This window comes from Aminobacterium sp. EBM-42 (genome assembly GCF_001896635.1).
In the GTDB taxonomy this organism is placed as follows: Bacteria; Synergistota; Synergistia; order Synergistales; family Aminobacteriaceae; genus Aminobacterium; species Aminobacterium colombiense.
The window spans coordinates 139,641-160,229 of sequence record NZ_MPPC01000024.1 but is presented as its reverse complement, the minus strand read 5'-3'; the positions used below and the strand labels follow the sequence as shown (position 1 = coordinate 160,229).

At 43.3% G+C, this 20,589-nt stretch carries 17 protein-coding genes and 2 tRNA genes; 6 read left to right on the top strand and 13 right to left on the bottom strand.

Features of this window, described 5'->3' with window-relative positions; all coding sequences use genetic code 11:
• Nucleotide 1 precedes the first annotated feature (1 nt).
• Nucleotides 2-2,035, top strand: a complete 2,034-nt coding sequence (feoB, locus tag BUC50_RS07140; protein ID WP_286677276.1) for a ferrous iron transport protein B — start codon at nt 2-4, stop codon at nt 2,033-2,035.
• Nucleotides 2,036-2,116: 81 nt separating this feature from the next.
• Here the strand turns inward: feoB and pncA are convergent, their stop codons facing one another.
• Both pncA and BUC50_RS07130 read right to left on the bottom strand, forming a co-directional pair.
• Nucleotides 2,117-2,698 carry a bifunctional nicotinamidase/pyrazinamidase gene (gene pncA, locus BUC50_RS07135; protein WP_013048633.1) on the bottom strand — a complete coding sequence of 194 codons (582 nt, stop codon included), beginning with the start codon at nt 2,696-2,698 and terminating at the stop codon, nt 2,117-2,119.
• Nucleotides 2,699-2,837: 139 nt separating this feature from the next.
• Nucleotides 2,838-3,917: an NAD/NADP-dependent octopine/nopaline dehydrogenase family protein gene (locus BUC50_RS07130; RefSeq protein ID WP_013048634.1), complete on the bottom strand. Its 1,080-nt coding sequence runs from the start codon at nt 3,915-3,917 to the stop codon at nt 2,838-2,840.
• A gap of 130 nt (nt 3,918-4,047) precedes the next feature.
• Between BUC50_RS07130 and BUC50_RS07125 the strand changes: the two genes are divergently transcribed.
• The gene (locus tag BUC50_RS07125) at nt 4,048-4,824 is read left to right on the top strand and encodes a transporter substrate-binding domain-containing protein (protein ID WP_013048635.1); all 777 of its coding nucleotides are present in this window, start codon (nt 4,048-4,050) and stop codon (nt 4,822-4,824) included.
• A gap of 13 nt (nt 4,825-4,837) precedes the next feature.
• On the top strand, nt 4,838-5,830 hold the full coding sequence (locus BUC50_RS07120) for an ornithine cyclodeaminase family protein (RefSeq protein ID WP_013048636.1): 993 nt from the start codon (nt 4,838-4,840) through the stop codon (nt 5,828-5,830).
• A 359-nt stretch (nt 5,831-6,189) separates the two neighbouring features.
• On the opposite strand, the gene BUC50_RS07115 is transcribed toward BUC50_RS07120, so the two are convergent.
• Nucleotides 6,190-6,266: transfer RNA gene (locus tag BUC50_RS07115), tRNA-Arg, on the bottom strand.
• A 118-nt stretch (nt 6,267-6,384) separates the two neighbouring features.
• Nucleotides 6,385-7,422, bottom strand: coding sequence for a type II TA system antitoxin MqsA family protein (locus BUC50_RS07110; RefSeq protein WP_286677275.1), 1,038 nt, complete (start codon nt 7,420-7,422; stop codon nt 6,385-6,387).
• Between the two features lie 578 nt (nt 7,423-8,000).
• Here BUC50_RS07110 and BUC50_RS07105 point away from each other — a divergent pair.
• The gene (locus BUC50_RS07105; protein WP_013048638.1) at nt 8,001-8,234 is read left to right on the top strand and encodes a hypothetical protein; all 234 of its coding nucleotides are present in this window, start codon (nt 8,001-8,003) and stop codon (nt 8,232-8,234) included.
• Nucleotides 8,235-8,304: 70 nt separating this feature from the next.
• A complete protein-coding gene (locus BUC50_RS07100; RefSeq protein ID WP_013048639.1) occupies nt 8,305-8,991 on the top strand; it encodes an aspartate/glutamate racemase family protein in 687 nt (228 codons plus the stop codon).
• A 515-nt stretch (nt 8,992-9,506) separates the two neighbouring features.
• Here the strand turns inward: BUC50_RS07100 and BUC50_RS07095 are convergent.
• The 6 genes from BUC50_RS07095 to BUC50_RS07070 all read right to left on the bottom strand — a co-directional run bounded on the left by BUC50_RS07095 (nt 9,507) and on the right by BUC50_RS07070 (nt 16,172).
• Nucleotides 9,507-10,016 (bottom strand): C-GCAxxG-C-C family protein, encoded by a 510-nt coding sequence (locus tag BUC50_RS07095; protein ID WP_013048640.1) that lies wholly within the window; start codon nt 10,014-10,016, stop codon nt 9,507-9,509.
• A 78-nt stretch (nt 10,017-10,094) separates the two neighbouring features.
• Nucleotides 10,095-10,484: a (deoxy)nucleoside triphosphate pyrophosphohydrolase gene (locus BUC50_RS07090; RefSeq protein ID WP_013048641.1), complete on the bottom strand. Its 390-nt coding sequence runs from the start codon at nt 10,482-10,484 to the stop codon at nt 10,095-10,097.
• Nucleotides 10,485-10,655: 171 nt separating this feature from the next.
• Nucleotides 10,656-10,745 (bottom strand) — tRNA-Ser (locus tag BUC50_RS07085).
• A gap of 85 nt (nt 10,746-10,830) precedes the next feature.
• Complete coding sequence (locus BUC50_RS07080; protein ID WP_041459363.1) at nt 10,831-11,901, bottom strand: peptidylprolyl isomerase; 1,071 nt, start codon at nt 11,899-11,901, stop codon at nt 10,831-10,833.
• Between the two features lie 87 nt (nt 11,902-11,988).
• Nucleotides 11,989-14,553, bottom strand: coding sequence for a DNA polymerase I (gene polA / locus BUC50_RS07075; RefSeq protein ID WP_013048643.1), 2,565 nt, complete (start codon nt 14,551-14,553; stop codon nt 11,989-11,991).
• A complete protein-coding gene (locus BUC50_RS07070) occupies nt 14,550-16,172 on the bottom strand; it encodes a putative manganese-dependent inorganic diphosphatase (RefSeq protein ID WP_013048644.1) in 1,623 nt (540 codons plus the stop codon). The genes polA and BUC50_RS07070 overlap by 4 nt, the downstream gene beginning before the upstream one ends.
• Before the next feature lie 130 nt (nt 16,173-16,302).
• Between BUC50_RS07070 and gltX the strand changes: the two genes are divergently transcribed.
• A complete protein-coding gene (gene gltX / locus BUC50_RS07065) occupies nt 16,303-17,622 on the top strand; it encodes a glutamate--tRNA ligase (RefSeq protein ID WP_286677274.1) in 1,320 nt (439 codons plus the stop codon).
• Nucleotides 17,623-17,668: 46 nt separating this feature from the next.
• On the opposite strand, the gene BUC50_RS07060 is transcribed toward gltX, so the two are convergent.
• The 3 genes from BUC50_RS07060 to BUC50_RS07050 are packed head-to-tail and all read right to left on the bottom strand — an operon-like array spanning nt 17,669 to nt 20,577.
• Entirely contained in the window at nt 17,669-18,331 is a 663-nt protein-coding gene (locus tag BUC50_RS07060; protein ID WP_013048646.1) for a 4Fe-4S binding protein, read from the bottom strand.
• 15 nt (nt 18,332-18,346) lie between these two features.
• On the bottom strand, nt 18,347-19,342 hold the full coding sequence (locus BUC50_RS07055) for a respiratory chain complex I subunit 1 family protein (RefSeq protein WP_013048647.1): 996 nt from the start codon (nt 19,340-19,342) through the stop codon (nt 18,347-18,349).
• Nucleotides 19,339-20,577 carry a hydrogenase large subunit gene (locus tag BUC50_RS07050; RefSeq protein WP_013048648.1) on the bottom strand — a complete coding sequence of 413 codons (1,239 nt, stop codon included), beginning with the start codon at nt 20,575-20,577 and terminating at the stop codon, nt 19,339-19,341. Before BUC50_RS07050 ends, BUC50_RS07055 begins: the two co-directional genes overlap by 4 nt.
• Between the last annotated feature and the right edge of the window lie 12 nt (nt 20,578-20,589).

Sequence of the window (20,589 nt, the reverse complement as noted above, 5' to 3'; positions counted from 1 at the left end):
TATGGGCAACATAACTCTGGCTTTGGCCGGCAATCCTAATACAGGAAAAACAAGTTTGTTCAATCTTTTGACAGGCTCCAGTCAGCATGTTGGGAACTGGCCTGGAGTTACCGTTGAGCGAAAAGAAGGGCATTTTTCCTACGAGGGAATGAACTTTACTCTCGTTGATTTGCCAGGAATTTATAGCCTGGGAGCTGCTTCCATAGATGAACAGGTAGCGTCTGAATTCCTCATTAAAGAAAAACCTGAACTTGCCATCACTGTGGTAGATGCTTCAAATCTAGAAAGAAGCCTCTATCTTGTGGTGCAAATGCTCGAAGCCGGGCAGCCTCTGATCATAGCGTTAAACATGGCTGATGTTGCAGAAAACAAGGGCATCCGTATCCATCGCGAGAAACTGGAAAAAGCGTTGGGAGTTCCAGTTGTTCCCACTGTGGCCAGAGAGAGAAAAGGCTTAGAGGACCTTGTTAAAAGAGTGAAGGACAGATTTGAAAATGGCGTTTCCCTATCTCTTCTTGCCATACCTTATGGCGAGAAGGTAGAGCAATCTTTGGACAGGATAGCAAAAAACGTAAGTTCTGCACTGCTGAGAGAAGCAAACATTGATCGTCGTTTAGCCTCCATAAAAATAGCAGAAGGGGATCCTTTGATTATCTCCATGCTTGAAAAATTAGGAGAAGCAAAAGAGGTTACGGCCATTGTGGAAGAAGAAAACGAACGTCTGGAACTGGAGCTTGGCTACGATCTCTTAACCGCCGTTATAGAACGGCGCTGGAATTTCATTTCCGCCATTACACAAAAAGTCGCAGAACGAAATCTTTCTTTAAAGAAAAATCTGTCTCCCTCTGACAAAATAGACCGAATTGTAACCCATAAGATTTGGGGATTGCCCATATTTCTTATTATTACTTGGTTCATGTTTCGCTTCACTTACGCAGTAGGTGACCCTATTGCGGATTATCTCGACGGAACTATTTCGGCACTGGGAGAAAGAATCGCATTTTTAATGGAAACTGCCGGGTTTCCACTTTTTGCGGGAAGTTTTGTGGCAGACGGCGTTATTGGAGGTGTAGGGTCAATTGTAGTCTTTTTTCCACATATAATGGTCCTCTTTGCCTTTATCGCCATTCTTGAAGATTCTGGCTATATGGCACGAGGTGCCTTTGTTATGGACAGAATTATGAGAGCAATGGGCCTGCACGGAAAGAGTTTTATACCCATGCTAATGGGCTTCGGCTGTAATGTCCCCTCTATTATGGCTACCCGCGTTCTGGAACGCCCCCGCGACCGCATGATTACTCTTTTGGTTCTTCCTTTTATGAGCTGCTCTGCCCGACTTCCTGTATATTTGCTTTTTGCAGGTATATTTTTTGGCAACCATGCTGGAACCATTGTATTTTCGTTGTACGTACTTGGAATTGCAATAGCTGTCATTTCAGCCAAGGTGTTGGGCAGTACTCTTTTTAAAGGAGAATCGTCACAATTTGTAATGGAACTGCCCCCATATCACCTGCCCCAGGCTGGTTCTGTATTAAAGAGCGCCTGGGAGCGTGCCAGTCTGTTTTTGAAAAAAGCTGGGACTGTTATTTTTGGAGCCGTTATTATCGTTTGGGTTATGGCTAGCCTCCCTCTTGGAGTTGAGTATGGCTCTCACGAAAGCATTGTCGGCCGTATTGGAGACATGCTGGCTCCTCTATTTGCTCCTGCGGGGTTCGGTTTCTGGCAGGCTGGCGTAGCACTCTTCTTCGGCTTTTTTGCAAAAGAGATTGTGGTAGGAACTCTCGGAACATTACTAGCTGGAGGCGAAGCAGGTCTTGCATCAGCATTGCCAGCCCTTTTCTCTCCCTTAAGCGCTTATGCTTTTCTTGTAATGACACTGCTCTATGTTCCGTGTATCGCTGCCGTAGCGGCTTTTAAACGGGAAACGAACAGTTGGAAATGGACCTTCTTTATGATCGCATACACTACTCTCATAGCATATGGCGCCGCCGTTATCGTTTATCAGGGAGGGCAGTTGCTACTCGGTTTGTCATAAAACGAATAAAATGTTTTAAAGCACCAATCCTCTCAAACCCAGCATAAGTAAAGAGGCCTCTTTCGAGGCCTCTTTACTTATTTAAAACTCCACCGCCTCGTAACTTGTGGTAAGCCAGGCCCCCTGCTGATCAAGCTCTTCAAGAGCACGGCTGCTGTCATCAGGCTGAACATTTACGCCCTTTATCCCATCTGTAACTATGAAAACCTCAAAACCTTCTTTCAAGGCATCAAGGGCGGTGCTTTTTACACAATAATCTGTTGCAAGGCCACAGATAAACACCCTTAAAATAGACTGGTCCCTGAGCATTTCCAATAATTCAGTGCCGTCAAAAGCAGAATAGGCATCTTTATCCGGGCTAGCCGCCTTGCTTATAACCGCTGCACTTGAAGGAATGTACAGTTCGGGATGAAAGGCTGCCCCCTTCTGTCCCTGAACACAATGGGGCGGCCACGGTCCCCCTTGTTCCTTAAAACTTATATGGTTCTCTGGATGCCAATCTCTGGAGAAAAACATGGGGATTTGGCGGCTTTCACAATATTGAACAAGGCCATTAATCACAGGCACAACATCCTCCCCGCCAGGAACAGCTAACGATCCCCCTTCACAGAAATCATTCTGAACATCTACTACAATAAGCGCATCTCCAGTTGTAATAGCCATAGGGTCATCACCTCTCCTGTTATTATAAAATAAAAAAGCCGAAGCGAATCACTTCGGCAATGTAACTTCAATATGGCGTTCCAGACAGGATTAGATTTTTTATAGTGATATATAACGATTTTTTATAAGGATATAAAACTTACAATGTGCGCATTTCTTCTACAGAAACGTTTTCCAGACCAAGTTCTTTTAGTCCTACTCCTGTCTCAAAATAGTTTTGACCATTTACGACGCTTGATAAATGAATGATGCTATTAATTGTAGGAGCGGCAATTCCTAATTTTTGTGCCAAGGCCGAAACAGGAACGAGAAGATAGGGCACATCTTCTATGAGATATCTGTAATTCATTGAAGTTGGTGCATCCGTTCCGTGACCACAGTAAACGCTGTTATTCAAAATAGTTTCTCTTAAAGTTTTTCCCTCAAGGTTATATAGTTTCTTCATATCGTCCATAGTCGACAGTAGATCTATTCCAAGTGCTTCCCCAATGAACATGCGTTCCCGATCCATCGCTTCCATAACGCTACAGACAGATTCTGTCATGCCATCACCGTAAAATCTAAAATTGCCGTTTTCGGACTCGATTCTTCCCGCGTTCATAATCATAGTGGGACAGTGGAGAATCATATTTGTATTATATAAACCTATAGCTATGACGTTAGGAGCTGCTTTTAATTGTATAGGAAAGGCCTGTTGTATTTGAGATATAAAAGTTTCAGTCTGATTTCCAGGCAGAGTAGCTATGGAAAGATGCTGTTTTATACCCCATATGTTGACTCTTCCAAGTGCTTCCAAACGACATGCATAGGGCATGGTGTCGGCTTCTGCCATTTTCAAAGATGTAGTATTTCCTATTTTCTTAAGGTAGCTTCTGAAAACGAGTGAACCAAAATTCCCTGGCATAAGTACAAGTTTTTGATTGTCTTCTATATAAGGAGCTATTGATTCCAAAATTGGTTTTTGAGCGAAACTCGGAGCAAGAAAGTAAATAATATCGGCTCCTTTTATAGCTTCTTCAGCACTTGTCGTTACGTTGGCAAGATGCCCCTTTTTCTCCATTATTCCTGTTAAAGTGATGGTTTTACTTTTTTTCAAATCTGCTATTTTATGCTCTAGTTGAGGGTGCTCAAAAAGTGTTACTTCAAAATCCTGTGAGGCAAGATCTCCTGCGAGGGCTTGCCCGCCGTTCCCTGCTCCAAGCACTGTTATTCTAGTCATCGTTAAAGCCTCCATTTTAAAACTAATAAACCGAATTACACTCATAGACTATAAAATAAAATTAAGTTATAATAAGCACTTCTTCCGTTTCATAGCAAAAAATATACTATCATATATGGAGGCGCTACAAATGTTGAAAACATCAAAAATTTTCATATTGAGTGTGATTATGTCTTTAATCGTTGCTGCTCCCTCTTTAGCCGCGAAATCGGTAATGGATCGTACCGTGATCCGTGTGGGGACAGAGGCAACTTACCCCCCCTTCGAGTACAGAAGTGAGAAAAATGAAATTGTAGGATATGACATCGATGTCGTTAAAGCTCTTGGAGCTCATTTAGGTAAGGACGTAGAACTTGTTGACATGTCTTTTGACGGCCTTATTCCTGCTTTGCTTACCGGAAAAATTGATATGATTGCCGCGGGAATGACAAATACGGAAGAGCGCAGAAAAAAGGTTGATTTTTCCGATGTTTACTATGAAATTGAAAATGCCTTTGTTACAAAATCAGATGATGAATCCATATCTAAAATAGAGGATCTTGCAGACAAAGTAGCTACCGTTCAAATCGGAACAGCGCAAGATATCTTTATTACTAATACGAAACTTCCAAAAGAAATTAAACGTTTTCAGAAAAATGACGATGCTTTGAGGGAAGTCTTATTGGGACGATCAGATTTTTGTGTTGTTAATCTTACAGTAGCCAATGCATACCTTAGAAATAACGACGCCTTTGGCAGCACGTTGAAAATTGCTTTTCGAAACTTTATACATAAACAAGGGGAAGGCATTGCCTTAGCTATTCCGAAAGGTGACACGACTTTTCAGGAAGCTCTCAACAAAGTTCTGGATGAAATGAAAAAGAGCGGGGAGCTTTTAGGGCTCAAGAAAAAATATCAGATAGACTAAGGGGAAGTAAAAAATGGCTCGGTTGTTGTGTCAATCTCAAATAAGCAAAATGATTACGATGCATGATGTCGTAGAAATAATTGATAAAACATATAAAGGTATGGGAGAAGGAACTGTAATAAACCCAACGAAAGGAACATTGGATTTAGGCGAAAGTTCTCCATATCCCCCCTATCACGCAGATATAAACTCTATGCCTGCATATGTAGGATGGGTAGATACAGCCGGCATCAAATGGGCAGGAGGCTGGATGGATAACCCTAAGCAGGGGTTGCCTTATGTAAGCGCTATCATTGTATTAGTCAACCCAAGAAATGGCATCTTTACTGGAGTTCTCGACGGTACCCTGATAACAAACATGAGAACCGGCGCCCAAACAGCTGTCGCTTTAAAATATCTTTATCCGGAACAAAAATCATTAACAGTGGGGCTTTTTGGAGCAGGAGTTCAGGGGCGCACCCAAATAGCCGCTATTTCAGAAGTTTTCGATATAGACGAATTAAAAATATATGATGTTGCACCTGAATCTGCAAAACTATTTGCGGAAGAGATGGGCAGCAAGATCTCGGGGAAAATCACGATTTGCACCCAACCTCAAGAGGCAGCTCAAGGTCATGCCGTTATAACTGTAACTCATGCAAAAGATGGCTTCTTTAAAAAAACGTGGTTTGAACCTGGAACAGTGCTCTTCCCCATGGGGTCTTATAAGGAGTGCGAAGATGAGACTCTTTTGACTGCGGATTACATTGTTGTAGACCATGTGGCGCAGTGCCTTCACCGCGGGGCATTAAAGGATCTCGCAGAAGCTGGCAAAGTGTCGCAAGAGGATATTACGGCTACGTTGGGGGAATTGTCAGTAGGTGCAAAAAAGCTCACTGCTTCGTCCTCTTCTCGCGTTCTTTGTGTTCCTATTGGGACAGGTGCTATGGATGTTGCTGTGGCATCAGTTGTTTTACAGCGAGCGGAAAAGGAAGGGATAGGAGACACATTTAATTTCGCTATATAATTATTTCATTTAACCTTGCTATTTTGCTCAAATAACATCATTCTCTTTTCATACCATTAAAACAACAAGTCCTCGACAGCCCTCGAAAGGGGGCTGCTTTTTATGTCGAAAGATAAAACTTGGAATACGTTTTGGCCTAAGAGGCTTACTAAATAGCAAAGCTTGGATAGGGGCTTTCACCCATCCATATGGAGAGCTAAGGCATTTACGTACCCTCTTGTCACGTGTTTGCATTAATCAACGACAGCCTTTTGCGCTAATAAAGTCGTTGTGAAAGTTATTCATCAGTTGCAATGTTTCGGTCTTCATTTTTAGACAACAAAAAAACCGCTCTTTAAAAAAGAGCGGTGATATCCAAATGGCGTGCCAGACAGGATTCGAACCCGTGACCTTCGGTTCCGTAGACCGACGCTCTATCCATCTGAGCTACTGGCACGTATATCTTGAACGCAGGAAATATTACCACGGAACAGGCATTCATGCAACCTTTAGGGAATATTTTACCTCATTTTCTTCCATTATAAAAAACCCTGCACTATCCCATAGGCCACCATTTAGATAGCTTTTAAATCAAGTGCATATTCATATGATATTTTTTGTTTATTAGAAGTCTTAGTATAAGCAATTTCTTCATGTGATAGGTTAGTTAACTCTTTCCCTTTTAGAGGGCCCAACGCCTCTAAAACCTCATCAATAAGTTTCTTTTCTTGCTCAGACAAAAGACCACAATGCGAAGAATTTTGAGGAAGCAAAATCCAATGTTGAGTTTTTTCATCCTCACATTCAATTATATCGATATCTAAGGCACCAACTTGATTTAAATATTCATATATCGTGTAACTGAATGCTCCTCCAGGAACAGGGCCATATTGCATATTAACATACTGAAGCCCTGTAATAGAGCGAGTTAAGGTTTTAAAGGCATAAAAGTCACAGTAGAATAAGAGTTTATTCAGTTTTAAATAGGATACCCTTTCCCCCATCTTAGAGAGAAGATAAACTACGACCCACTTGAGCTTTTCAAGAGAAAACGCCTGAAATCCATTTAATAAATTAGGTTGTTTATCAGTCCCACAAATTTCACACTCCAAATACCTAGCCTTCTCAGAAGAACAATCAATGCTAGTTTCCATTGCACTAATAATAGCGCTTTTTACTTTTTCGTAGTCTGCCACAGACATTAGAGATTTATGTTGGTTTAAAATTTGTAAATAGGAATCTGGGTTTTTCGCTAACTCTAAAATAGTATGTACCGATTGGTTTGGAATAGAACCTTTTTCATATCTCTGAAGAGAAGCTTCTCCAATACCAAGAGAACGCGCAAAAAGCGATTGTGATAATTTATAACGCTTTCGAATATCCACAACATCAGCAGCAGACATAAGAGCATTTCTCTTCCTATACTCTTCGTATGCTTTGTCAAGCAAAGCAGCGTAGAGCTTGTCGCCAATAGGCTCATTGCAATAAGGGCAAAAATGGATATTGGAACTAACCTTAATTTTTTCCCCTTTTATTTCAAATATTTTTGTGAATGCTCTTAAAACTTTCTTTGAGAAAGTTCGCCCACATTTCGAACATTCATATTTAAGCATAATATAGCCCCCTCCCTATTACACTTCAAAAACTTAAAGCTTGGTTATCCTTTTCTTTAAAATTCGTCAAATTCATGAAAAGATAAAACCTTACAATGCTTACAATCTGGACTTAGCTTAAGTTTGACATATATCTTTACTTGATCGGAATGAATTTCTGTAACAATTTTAAAGACGCACACTTTGCTTGGATATTTTAAGTTGTCATCTTCTACTGGAAACGAATAGTAATCATGCGGTGTCAACTTTAGACAAAGATCATACACATCTTGGAATCGCAATAAGTACTTCCTTAAAAAAACTTCGTTCTTTTCTCTAGGTATAATTTCCCTGTTTCCTCTGATATAAGAGCTCGCTTAGCATGTAAAAGAAATAAAACTACTGGTAATGGGTCAGAAATAGCACTCACCATCTTACATCAATTGATGTTATCTTTTGATGTAAACTATATGCCACTATTTATACTTGGTCAAACAAGAAATAGTGTCTCATGTTTACTGTTGACAGTCTTGTGTTCTTTTTCAGTACTTTCAAATCATGTTATCCTATACCTATGAATATCTTAGGAGGTGATCTTTATGGCAAACAAAAAGGACTCCACCATTTACAGAAAAATAGATAGCGAAGGCAAAACTTTTACCTGGTATTACGCTATTCAAGAAGGCAAAAAATTCGTGCTTTATCAAAGCAACACAGAGGAAGGAACGAGAGAAAAAACTGCCATTTACGGAGCCGATCCCTCAGAGCTTCTAAAAAATCTTATTAATCAAACGTCATGTGAATACCGAATTATAGTTGAGGAGAAGCCATAAAAGGCCTTTTTCTTTGAAGGAGCCACCCAAATTAAGACGTTAAAAAACTGCAAAATCCGGAGGATAGATAATGAAGAAAAGTATTGGAATACTTGGAGGAATAAGCTTAGCGTCCACAATACAATATTACAAAACGATCACTGATTTGTATTATGAACGGAACAAGGACTATTATTACCCCGAAATGGTTATCAAGAGCTTAGATTTTCAATACTTTACTGACCTTGAGAATGAAAGAAGAACTGAAGAATACATCGACTACATAGTTAAAGGAATCAAATCATTAGAAAGTGCAGGAGCCGATTTTGCAATTATGGCAGCAAATTCTCCCCATTCAGTTTTTGATAAGGTCGTAGAAAAAGTTGAACTCCCGATAATAAGCATAGTTGAAACGACAGCAAAAAAAGCAGTTGAGCTCAACCTTAAAAAGGTTTTACTAACTGGGATTAAATACACTATGCAGGGGAGATTTTATCAAGATGGGCTTGAAAAATACGATATTGAAGTGATAACACCAACGGAAAATCATCAAGACGAGATAAATTCAATTATATTTCAAGAACTGGTGATTAATAGATTTTCAGAAAAGACCAGATCCAGAATGCTGGAAATTATTAGTAGTTATAATGTTGAAGGAGTTATTTTGGGATGTACCGAACTCCCATTGTTGTTAAATCAGGAACACTCTCATCTAAAGCTGTTGGATACATTAACATTACATGCTAAAGCTGCTTTGGAATTTTCGCTAGCTGCTTGAGTGGCACATATAACAGAGATAGAGAGAAAGTCGCATGGTCAAAAAAGACCGATGCGACTTTTTATTTGGGGATATTCACTGCACTGACATAAGTTGTCGCTGCTCATTGTTACACTAAAAATATAGTTGATAAAAACGTAGCAAAGGCGGTTTTTAGAAATGAAAAACATCTGAGATTAAAAAAAGGAGGAGGAATACTTATGAAAGAGAAAAAAGTTTGCACAAATATGGACCATAACTATTTGCCCCCCGGGTAGAACCAGAAAGCCTATCTAATGCTAGAACTTACCGCTCCAGTCACAGAAGCCGCGGGCTTCAGCTTGATAAAAAGATGGAAATTGTCGTTTTAGTTTGACAAGATCGGCCTCTGTTTTTACAATTTGCGTAGAGGACTGGTAGTCCTCAAGCCCCGCAAGGCTCCTTCACCGGGCAAGTATAGCCCGGCTGCATCGAGCCAGGCGGAGCTTTTTTGTGTTGCATACCGTAATCGCTCTTCAGCTTATTAAGCACCATTCCTAAATCAGGTTTTCTTCGTGCAGGATTTCAATTACATAAGCTGCTGCCTTAGCACAAACTGACGGGCACTTGTCATCATGACCGCCAGCTTCTAAAAAAGCGGCCTTTTCATCAGGAATCCTTAAATCAAAGGATCTGCCCATTATTTTTGTTTGAATGCCTTTACACTCTGAAGTTCCGAATTCCTCTTCAAATTTACTCTGTAGTTTATCTGCTAAACGGAAGCTTTTGAAACGTTCTCCGCCAGGATCAGAAAAATGAGCATAATCACGGCCAAGATGACAACTCAATGCCATTACACCGCCTGTAAGAGCACCGCATGAATTGCCTGTCAGCCCTATGCCACCGGACAAACCAGTCGCAGCCTTAAACACATCATCACTAATTCCACCAATAGTTTCCTTTATGGCGGCAAGCACACACTGGGAACAGCCGCCATATTCTCGCTCATATTTCGCTGCCAGTTCAGAAGCTTTAACTTGTAACAGTTCGAGGTCCTTTGCTTCCATGAATGGTCCCTCCTGTTTAGATCTTCTTATGTGTCATGTTTGTAGGCTGCAAACAAAGCCAGCGCATGCAACCACCCATTACGACTTTAAAATAAATTCCACTATGGGCCAATCTGCGGGGGCCATGTCAAGTCCCCTTAACTCTTCTGGATTGAGCCACGACAGGGCCTGGTGTTCATTATTTTTAAGTTTGCCAGACTGCCATTCACACGTATAGGCCATGAGTTCTATAGAAATATGGTTGTAATCAAAAAACGATGAGCAGAGGTATTCTTTGACTTTAATGTCAATATTGAGCTCTTCCTGAATTTCTCTTTTAAGGCAATCTTCCGGAGTTTCATTTTCTTCCATTTTGCCGCCTGGAAATTCCCACTTGTTTGGGAGAGAGCTTTCAGGACTACGTTGCGCTACTAAAACTTTTCCGTTTTTGAAGATCACGGCTGCTGTAACTTTTTTTCGTTCAGACATTTTGGGCTCCTATTGTAGTTAGACATGTTGCTTGGTCGGTTAAGTTCCGTTAATAGCTTGTTATTGCCCCTACGATAATTATTATCATAACAAATATATAAAGGAAGTACTAAAGACAAAAAGAAAAGCCCAGGCTTTTAAGAGCCTGAGCTTTTGTAGCTTTATATTAAATGGCGGAGAGAGAGGGATTCGAACCCTCGGGGGCGGCAAAGCCCCACTCACTTAGCAGGCGAGCGCCTTCGACCACTCGGCCATCTCTCCTTAGACTGCGGGAACTATTCTATTAAGGGAACCTAGTTCTGTCAAGCTTTTTCAAACTTTTATTTCTTGTTATGTAGTCTTCCTATTAGTCTTTTTTCTCTTCTTTCTGCTCATCTGCGACTGGCTGAGTTGTGTTTTCCGCTTCTTGTGTTTCTTCTACTGGTTTTGGGAAAATAGATTCATCCAGAATAACAACTTTCGCATTTTCTTTAAGTTCGCTGACAAATTTCATCTGGGCTTCTTCGTTCTTCTGATTCGTCAGCAGAGCTTTGATATCGTTGCTGACTTCATCAAAGGAAACAGTGCTCGCTTCAAGAACTTCTTTATTGAGAACAACCATTATGTCGTTGCTCGTAATCTCGATGGGAGGAGCTACCTGGCCAACAGAGAGGTCTTTCAGCGTTTCGAATTTATCCTGCATGCCTGACTCAGGAACAAAGACTGGAGCTTCATAGCCAATGCTTTCTTTCTTGTCTTCTGAAGTTACCTCTTCCAGCAGGGCATCCCACTTGGAGCCGTCTTTTTTTAGCTCTTCGTAGATTTTGTCTGCCGCTTCTTTATTGCTGAAACGGGCATAAACAACCTTTCGCCCTGCCGGCCGGCTAAAGAAAGCATCCTTGCCTTTGTCGTAGAATTCCTGAACTTCTTCAGGGGTCACCACAACTGTGCTCGCAGCCTGCTCAACAACCTTCTGTTGAGAAAGCTGGGTGCCTATATTGGCTCTCAAGGCATCCATCTTGATGTCATTGTCGGAGAGATGCTTCTGGAAGGCCTCTATTGTAGGAAACTGGTTGCTTATCTGCTTGATAACATCGTCAATTTCCTGATCAGAAGCTTTAACTCCCCTGCTTTCAACAGCTTTGGCCAGCTCTGTTTCTATGATCATGCCGTCAAGAACAGCCTGACGGATCGCCATCAAATCATTGGATGAAACGTCTTTTACATTGTTTCTCTCTACATAGTTCATTACGTTTGCTTCTAAGGTTGAACGCATAACTTTTTTGCCGTCTATCTCAGCAACTGCGTAATCTTGTACCCCTTCTCCCTTTGGAGCTCGCTGCCGCCCGCTGAAGCCATACATCCCAAAAATTGAGAGCACAAAAATAACGACAAAACCAAACATGATCCAACGCATATTTTCCCTTAATGAACGCATTAACAAAGCACATCTGCCTCCCTTGACATAAACCAATGCTAACGGCGTATTCTAACATATATTCGACTAATAAGGCTACGTAAAAACCTAGACTTCTGCCAGAGAATGCCCCCAGGTTGCTTCTACTTTAAGGGGTACAGATAGCGTGGCCGCTGATTCCATAATGTCTGTCAAATCTTTTACGACAGCTTCTTTTTCTTCTGCTGCACACTCACAAACGAGAGAGTCGTGAATTTGCAAAACAAGATGAACATTCTGCCGTTTCTCAAAATGCTTATAAAATTTGATCATGGCCATTCTGGCAATATCAGCAGCTGTTCCCTGAATAGGGGTGTTTACTGCGATACGTTTCAAGGCTCCTCGATCCCGCGGGTTCACAGAAACTTCATCCAGCGGACGGATTCTGCCGAAGTCTGTAACAGCATAACCACGTTTCCTGGCGTCCTGATAGCTTTTTTCAATATAATCCCGAACCTTCGGGAGGGCCCTAAAGTACCTGTTAATAATATCTCCTGCCTCTTGCTGTCCGATGCCTAGGCGGCTTGCCAGGCCAAAAGAACTCATGCCATAAAGAAGGCCGAAGTTTACAACTTTCGCGAAACGGCGAAGTTCCGGCGTTACCATCTGGGGATTTACATTAAAGATCCAGGATGCTGTTTCTGTATGGATATCACGCCGTGCTTCAAAGGCTTCTTTTAAACGTTTCTCATCACAGAGATGGGCTAAAACTCGAAGTTCCACCTGAGAATAGTCTGCGGCTACAAATATGTTTCCGTCCTTATGAGGAACGAGCCCCTCTTTAAGACGGGTGGACCATTGTCCAAAGGCTGGCAGGTTCTGCAGGTTGGGGTCTCGGCTGCTCAGGCGTCCTGTTCCGGTAGAAGTGGATTCGAAAGTACCGTGGATCAGGTCTGTATTTTCATCAGCGGCACTCACAAGGGGATGAACAAAGCCAGATCGCATTTTAGAAAGCTCGCGGTGTTCAAGTATAAGTTCCGGCACTTCTTTCTCGGGGAGCCCCATTTTAACAAGTTCTTCAAGAACGGTAACGTCGGTGGAGTACCCTGTTTTTGTTTCTTTTATAGGCGGCATGTTCAATTTTTCAAAAAGAAGCCAGGCCACCTGTTTCGGCGAGTTGAGATTTATCCGTTCTCCGCCCTTTTCTGCTATGGTATCTTCTATTTCAACAATTCTTATTTCAAGGTCTGAATCCAGACCATTGAAGGATTCTCTATTAAGGCCTATCCCCCACGTTTCCATACGCCATAACACTGGAATAAGTGGGATCTCAACATCTCGCATGAGCTTATCCAGGCCTTGATACTGAGCGATATTGCTGCTTAAGTCATTTTTTACTCTCCAGAGCTGCCCTGCGATTTCCACTGGATCCGCTATGCTTTCTGCGGCCCAGCTTTCTGGACCGTGGGATTTTGCGTCGGGGTGCAGTAAATAGTGGGCGATTTGGGCATCCCACACACGGTCACTTAAAGGAGCGTCTTCTTTAAAAAAACCCTGCATCATTTTATAATCAGAAGTTATGACATTACCTGTCTTTAGCCACTCAAGAAGGGAAGCTGGTGCGGCATGAGCATTTACGACGCCATGCCAGTAGCTTCCGCTCTGGGCCCGCAGGGCAATACGGGCCTTTTCCAGCTTCATGGGGTAAAAACCCTCAGGAAGACAGTAAAAGGCCAATTCTTTTTCATGCAGGATTTCCGCCAGGTTGCCCTCCACTGCTTCGCCTATTTCAAGCTGAACCTCTTCCTTCGTTGTTTCGTATTCCCCCGATTTTCTAACCCGCTCCAGAATCTTGTGCAGGCCCAGACGCCGGCAGAGCTCTTCAAAGGATTCAAAGTTCACTTCTGTCTGCGTGAACTCTTCCACAGTTAAGGGGAGATCGCACTTTAAACGTATCAGCTCGCGACTTTTAAACGCCGTTTCCTTCGCTTCTATAAACTTTTTTTGCAGCCCTGGCTTTAGTTCATCAAGGTGGTCATAAATATCTTCGAGTGATACGTATTGTGAGAGTAGTTTTTTTGCTGTTTTTTCTCCCACTCCCGGAACTCCCGGTATATTATCCACTGCGTCACCTAGAAGGGCTAAGTAGTCTGGCATGACAGTGGGAGGGAAACCCCATTCCTCTTCAAAGGAGGCCTCATTGTATTCCGTAAAAGTCGAGACCCCTTTTATGGGGCGGATGATTCGAACTCCAGGCTGAAGCACCTGAAGAATATCCTTATCTGAAGTAAGGGCGATAACCTTTACACCAAGCCTTGCGGCGCCGCACACCGCCGAGGCGATGACATCGTCAGCCTCTACCCCTTCTTTCACCACTACTTTAATGCCCATAGCCCGTACCACTTGCTGCAGCAAGGGAACTTGCACCTTGTACTCTTCAGGTGTAGGGCGACGTCCCATTTTATATTCCGGGTAGATCTCGTGCCTGAACGTAGCTCCTGGAGCGTCGAAAACAACGGCTGTCATGTCAGGGTGGCAGTCATCTATAGTTTTGAACATCATGTTGATAAAGCCAAGGATCGCGTTTGTTGGCGTTCCATCTGGCGCCGTCAGTTCAGGCAATGCATAAAAGGCACGAAAGGCAAGGGCATGGCCGTCTACAAGAAGTACCGTTTTATCTTTCAGGGTATTCAACTCCTTTTTATTGCTTCTAACAACTGTGGTATTACCTGCTTTTTTCTCGAAATGACCTTGGGCAAATAAAAGCTTCCGCCGCTTATTGGCACTCCGAATGCGCTGGAAAGAAATTCTTCATGGTTTCCTACGTACAAAATTTCTGAACCTTCATTAATAATATCAGTAAGCATAAGAAGAAGCATATCATAGCTTCCCTGGAATTTTCGCTGTTTCATAAAATCGAGAAGGGCTTTTCTATGAAAAGAACGCTCCGTATTATAGAAAAACACCTGACTGATGCCGACCTTAAAATCAGCAACATCAAAAATTTTAAAATCTGTAAAGAATATCTCTTCTGCAGATTTCCCCTCAAGAGAGGTCCCCGCCTCAAACATGGAGCGGGAGAATGTCTCGATATCCATACCTGCAATTGTTGCAAGCTCCTGGGCGGCTTCTCTATCCTGAGTGCTGCTAGTGGGCGATTTGAACATAAGAGTATCAGAGATGATGGCCGCACACATAAGCCCGGCAATTGACGATGGCGGCTTTATCCCGTTGTCTCTGTAAAAGCCATATACAATAGTCGCAGTACATCCTACAGGGCGATTTATAAAAACAATAGGATATAGCGTTTCTATACTCCCTATTCTATGGTGGTCAATAACTTCAAGTATTTGAGCCTGCTCCAGACCTTCTGCAGATTGTGACTCTTCGTTATGGTCAACCAATATTACCTTTTTCCCGGTAATATTGAGAAGGTTCCGGCGTGATAACATTCCTACAGGAATTTTATTGTCGAGTATTGGGAACTGACGATATTTATGTTTAAGCATAATCTCTTTTGCGTCATCAACCTCTTCTTGAAGACTGAAGGTAATGAGTGATTGAGATTTTGCTACATACTGAACTGGTATGCTTTGCCCAATACGCTTAACTGTTGTGAAAGTATGGTATGGCACTGTGATAAGGTTGACTTTTTTCTCTTTAGCCAGATTTAAAACTTGGTCTGAAACCTTTGAACCCCCTGTTATTATAAGAGTGTGGACTTCTTTCTTCAAAACTGAGATCTGCACATCTTCTCGATCGTCTACGATGATGAGTGTTTTCTCATCAAGTCGTCTTTCCAAAGTCGCCAACTCCATTGCAGCCACGAGAATGTTGCCGCTGAAGGTTTTTTTGTAAGAACACAAAATCTGGCCGTCGAGGGTGCGCTCTATGTTTTCAAGGGGAATAGCCACTCTTGAAAGGTCTTCTGATATTTCAAGGCTTGCTCTTGCTATGTCTCCTACTGTCACAAGTCCAATGAAAAAGCCTTCTTCATCCACTACATTGACCGTATTTGTAATGTTTTTACCCATAATGTTCCAAACATCGGATAGGGGCGTTTCTTTTTTAACTGAAACAGGCTCATCGAAAGCTATGTCAGAGAGCTGGGTGTAAAGGTTTTCGATCAGCTCAGGAACCGGTTCCTTGAAATAATCAAGGACAAACCCTGTTTCATTGTTTACAGGCCCAAGTCTAACCGGAGAGTAGTTGTTTTGGGGGGAAATGATCCTCTTAAAGTAGCTGTAGGCTATTGCAGAACAGATAGAGTCAGTATCAGGATTTTTATGCCCCATAACATAAATAGTATTCATTTCGAACCTCCTCCCATGGAGGAATAATTTGCTCTTATATTATATTATTGAAAGAAGTTTGGGAGAAATATATTAAGAACATGTATAATAGCTGCGTTGATGAAATTTGATGTGAGGAGGCAATTTAGAAATGAACAAGGAAGCACGTGTCCGTTTTGCCCCAAGCCCCACAGGCGCCTTGCATATCGGTGGAGGGCATACGGCGTTGTTCAACTGGCTTTGGGCCAGGCATACAGGTGGAAAGTTCATTCTTCGCATAGAAGATACCGACCGCGAACGTTCTACGAAGGAATATGAAGAGACCATTATGGCTGGGATGACATGGATGGGTCTGGACTGGGACGAAGGCCCTGATATAGGAGGCCCTTACGGTCCTTATCGCCAGTCAGAACGGCTGGAAATCTACCATAAATACGCGCAGCAGCTTCTTGATGAGGGCAAAACCTACACTGAGGGCCCCGCGATAATCTACAAGGTACCAGAAGGGATATCCCTTGCTTTTGACGATATTGTTTACGGCCGAATCGAAGTTAGAAGCGAAACACTGAAAGATATTGTCATGATCAAAAGCGACGGCATGCCTACTTACAACTACGCTGTGGTCATCGATGATTACACCATGGGCATTAATTACGTCATACGAGGGGAGGACCATATTTCAAACACCCCCAAACAGCTGCTCATTTATAAGGCGCTGGGGTGGGAAGAACCCCAATTTGCCCACCTCCCCATGATTCTTGGAAAAGATAAGAAAAAACTTTCTAAACGTCATGGCGCTACAAGCGTATATGAGTATCGCGATCTGGGATATATGCCAGATTCTGTGTTCAACTTCCTCGCAATCCTGGGCTGGTCTCCTGGAGATGACAGGGAAGTCTTTTCCAGAGAAGAGGCCATTAAGCTTTTTGATCTTAAAAGGGTCACAAAGCGTGCTGCTGTCTTCGACATGGACAAACTCAACTTTATCAATCAGGAGCATCTCAAGGAGCTTGACCCCATGGTTCGCCTGGAAATGGTGGAACCCTTCTGGAAAGAAGCGATGTTGCCTGTTGAAAAGCATTCAAGGGAATATCTTGCCCAGGCTCTCGAGCTTATGGGCGGACGTGGAAGAACAACCAAAGAGCTCGCCGAATACTCCGATTACTTTGTCTCTTTTGAGCCAGTGAAAAATAGATACGATGGAAGCGACGTGTCGGAAGAGGATAAGGGCATTCTTAAGAACTTTTTTGGGGATCTACTGAAGCTTGATTCCTGGAAGGCTGAATCTATGGAAGAATTTGCCCGTAGCTGGTCTAATGAAAAAGACGTTAAGATGAAAAATCTTGCCATGCCATTACGATGGGCTTTGACAGGCGTAAAAGTAAGTCCTGGGATTTTTGAAGTGGCGGAACATCTGGGTCGGGATGAAGTAAAAGAACGACTGGCCTATTATGGATTTGTAAACCCGTAAAATAACTTAGGGGGGCTTGAAGCCCCCTAAGTTATTTCTGGATATCTTATTTTTCTTCCGGTGCCGCTTTGGCTGCCTGAGCAGCAACTTCGACCTGATGGATCGCATCCTTCGGACAAAGTTCGGCACATTTGCCGCATCCCACACACTTTTCCTTGTCTATGACATGGGGCTTTTTCAACTCCCCGCTAATTGCGTTGACGGGGCAGTTTCTAGCGCATTTTGTACATCCAATGCACTTTTCCTCGTCTACTTCATACTTCACTGCGCTTTCAACTACAATGTCTTCTTCCTTTTTCTTTGTTGGGCCCGAATCGCGAACTATTTGAGCCTTCCGATCGTAAGAAGATATCAAATACTCCTTCGACATGGAGAGGCACTTCACCGGGCAAATTTCAGTGCATTGAGCGCAGAAGCAGCAACGATCTACGTGGATCTGTATTTTCTTTTCTTCCTCAAGAAACTCTATGGCATTCGCGGGACACACGCGAATACAGAGCTTGCACCCTATACAGCGTTCCTTGTCATAATCGAGCCGACCGCGAAAATAGCCCTGGGGCTCAATAGGCGGATTGAGTTTTATTTTTCCCTCCTCCGCTGCTTTCAGTGCGGCAGTAAGAGAGTCAGGCATAGAAGGCACCGGGAAGGGATTTGTAAAAACTTTGTCCACCCATTGGCGCAAAAGCTGTAACGACATTCTGTTAAGCATGGTCATCCCCCTCCCTTAAAGGATTACATCAATAGACAAGAGAATCATGCCGGCCAAAGAAAGACCAGCAATTTTAACCCAGTAGAACTGGGAAGCCTGCCATATTTTCAGTCGCCCAAAGGCTGTTCTGATAAATGTAACGCCAAAGACCTGCACCGCAAAGACTTTGACCCAGAACCAGAGAAAGTCAACAACAAAAAGCAGCGGCCCTGTAAGGCTAAGGACCTTTCCAAGGGACCAAGGAAGGAACAAGGCCACTATGATCGCTGACATGGCCAGGGCCCTCAAGGCAAAAGTAATTTTAAATAACGCCAGATTTGTGCCCGAGTATTCTATAATGAGTCCCTCAAGAATCTCTGTCTTCGCTTCAGGAATGTCCATAAAGCCCTTTCCTGTTTCGCCAGGAACCACCATGAGCAAGGCAGCAAAAAGACATAGAAGACCAAGAAGTCCCATTTTGCCCACTATGCCCCAGAGAGGCATTCCCACAAAGGTTTCAAGGCTAAAGGGCTGTCCTGGAATGCCATGCTTGTAGGCTACCCAGGCCATTGTTGTGACAACTACTGCCAAGGGCAGCTCATAGCTCATCATGAGAATCATCTCACGCTGGGCGCCAACGTTGGCAATGGGGTTTCCACTGGCAAATCCTCCTATGGCCATGGCGACACCGGCAAGACCGAGAAGATAGATAACAAGAATCAAATCGCCCTCAGTTCCAAGTATGGGCGGCAAAGAGCCGATAGGGATATAAAGAAATAGCAACAACATAGTTGACGCGGCAACCCAAGGGGCTCCGTTAAATGCCCATTTCACTGCTCTTCTGGGAACGATATTTTCTTTTCCAAGCAATTTCAGAATGTCGTAAAAAGGCTGAAAAAGAGGCGGTCCCCACCGCCGTTGCATTCTGGCATGGATAACCCGGTCTGCCCCATCAAAGAGAATGGCCACAACTGATACGAGCAACATTAGGGCAATGCCTGCCACTAGTTTCATTACTACGTTGATAATCATGCCTTCTTCAGCCTCCTCGTCTTTTCTCTGCTCATTTCCAACAGCTGATTTTTCGAGTAGACCTGTCCGGCCTTTTCACTATTTCCAGTGATAAGGGTTCTTTCCATACAGGAGATACATGGATCAATGCTATTAATAATAAGAGGGGCATCGGCCAATTCGTTGTTGCGGAACATTATTGGCCATGAAACAGCGTTGGAATAGGTCGGGGCTCTCACTTTCCACCAATAGACGTTCTCCTGGCCGCCTTTCAGTTGTACTACGTGAGTATCATCTCCACGGGGAGCTTCAATAGAACTCCATCCTTCTCCATCAGCAGCCTTTAGAATATTCAGCACTTTCACAAGGCTTTTCTCAAAAACGATGTCTCCCTCTGGAAGTCCTTCGATAATCTTTTCAAGAATGTCAAGAGATTGGTAGAGCTCAAGAACCCGCACGAGGAAGCGGTCAAAAACGTCGCCATAGGCCTTTCCAAAATAATCCTGGGGTACCACAGGTTTTACATCGAGGTCGGCATAGGCTTCATAGGGTGAAGACCAGCGAAGGTCGCACCTCACCCCGCTAGCCCGGGCAGTAGGCCCAAGGGCGCAGTAGCGCATAGCCTCTTCGTATGTAAGAATTCCAACGTTGCGCATTCTGGCATGAGCCACTGGATCCTCTGTTACCACATCGTAAAATGCTCCCAGTTCGTCCCGATAAAACTGGATCATTTCTTTGATCACGCGGACTGTTTCCGGGGTAAGGTCCCATCGGACACCGCCGACAGTGCCAACACCATAATTTACGCGGTTCCCAGTGTAGGATTCGAGGACATCCATAACCTTTTCACGAAGCACCATGCCAAGGTGAAATGCGGAGTCAAATCCAATGCTGTAACATGCCACTCCAGCCCACAGAGCATGAGAGTGGACTCGTTCAAGTTCAAGCACCAGGGCCCGAATATACTGGGCTCTGGGAGGAACTTGTATTTGAGCGGCATCTTCCACTGCCCTTAAAAAGGCAGTAATATGGCTGAAAGAACAAATTCCACAGATCCGCTCTGCAAGATAAATTATCTGAATAGGGTTTCGCTCACGTGCCATAAACTCTATTCCTCTGTGAATAGCACCGGGACGAACCCTTGCGTCTACTATTTTTTCTCCGTCAAGGTCGAGCCATGCTGTAATGGGTTCTTTCAACCCTACATGGACAGGACCTATCGGCACTTTGTATGTCTGAGTTTTTCCACTCGCCATAATCGTCCCCTC

Bases quoted from the DNA above. Each gene is read 5' to 3' on its own strand.
- BUC50_RS07070 (WP_013048644.1), bottom strand. From the start codon at position 16,172: ATGAATACTATTTATGTTATGGGGCATAAAAATCCTGATACTGACTCT.
- BUC50_RS07125 (WP_013048635.1), top strand. From the start codon at position 4,048: ATGTTGAAAACATCAAAAATTTTCATATTGAGTGTGATTATGTCTTTA.
- BUC50_RS07090 (WP_013048641.1), bottom strand. From the start codon at position 10,484: ATGTCTGAACGAAAAAAAGTTACAGCAGCCGTGATCTTCAAAAACGGA.
- BUC50_RS07050 (WP_013048648.1), bottom strand. From the start codon at position 20,577: ATGGCGAGTGGAAAAACTCAGACATACAAAGTGCCGATAGGTCCTGTC.
- BUC50_RS07130 (WP_013048634.1), bottom strand. From the start codon at position 3,917: ATGACTAGAATAACAGTGCTTGGAGCAGGGAACGGCGGGCAAGCCCTC.
- BUC50_RS07110 (WP_286677275.1), bottom strand. From the start codon at position 7,422: ATGCTTAAATATGAATGTTCGAAATGTGGGCGAACTTTCTCAAAGAAA.
- pncA (WP_013048633.1), bottom strand. From the start codon at position 2,698: ATGGCTATTACAACTGGAGATGCGCTTATTGTAGTAGATGTTCAGAAT.
- BUC50_RS07060 (WP_013048646.1), bottom strand. From the start codon at position 18,331: ATGCTTAACAGAATGTCGTTACAGCTTTTGCGCCAATGGGTGGACAAA.
- gltX (WP_286677274.1), top strand. From the start codon at position 16,303: ATGAACAAGGAAGCACGTGTCCGTTTTGCCCCAAGCCCCACAGGCGCC.
- BUC50_RS07055 (WP_013048647.1), bottom strand. From the start codon at position 19,342: ATGATTATCAACGTAGTAATGAAACTAGTGGCAGGCATTGCCCTAATG.
- BUC50_RS07095 (WP_013048640.1), bottom strand. From the start codon at position 10,016: ATGGAAGCAAAGGACCTCGAACTGTTACAAGTTAAAGCTTCTGAACTG.
- BUC50_RS07120 (WP_013048636.1), top strand. From the start codon at position 4,838: ATGGCTCGGTTGTTGTGTCAATCTCAAATAAGCAAAATGATTACGATG.
- BUC50_RS07105 (WP_013048638.1), top strand. From the start codon at position 8,001: ATGGCAAACAAAAAGGACTCCACCATTTACAGAAAAATAGATAGCGAA.
- BUC50_RS07100 (WP_013048639.1), top strand. From the start codon at position 8,305: ATGAAGAAAAGTATTGGAATACTTGGAGGAATAAGCTTAGCGTCCACA.
- feoB (WP_286677276.1), top strand. From the start codon at position 2: ATGGGCAACATAACTCTGGCTTTGGCCGGCAATCCTAATACAGGAAAA.
- BUC50_RS07080 (WP_041459363.1), bottom strand. From the start codon at position 11,901: ATGCGTTCATTAAGGGAAAATATGCGTTGGATCATGTTTGGTTTTGTC.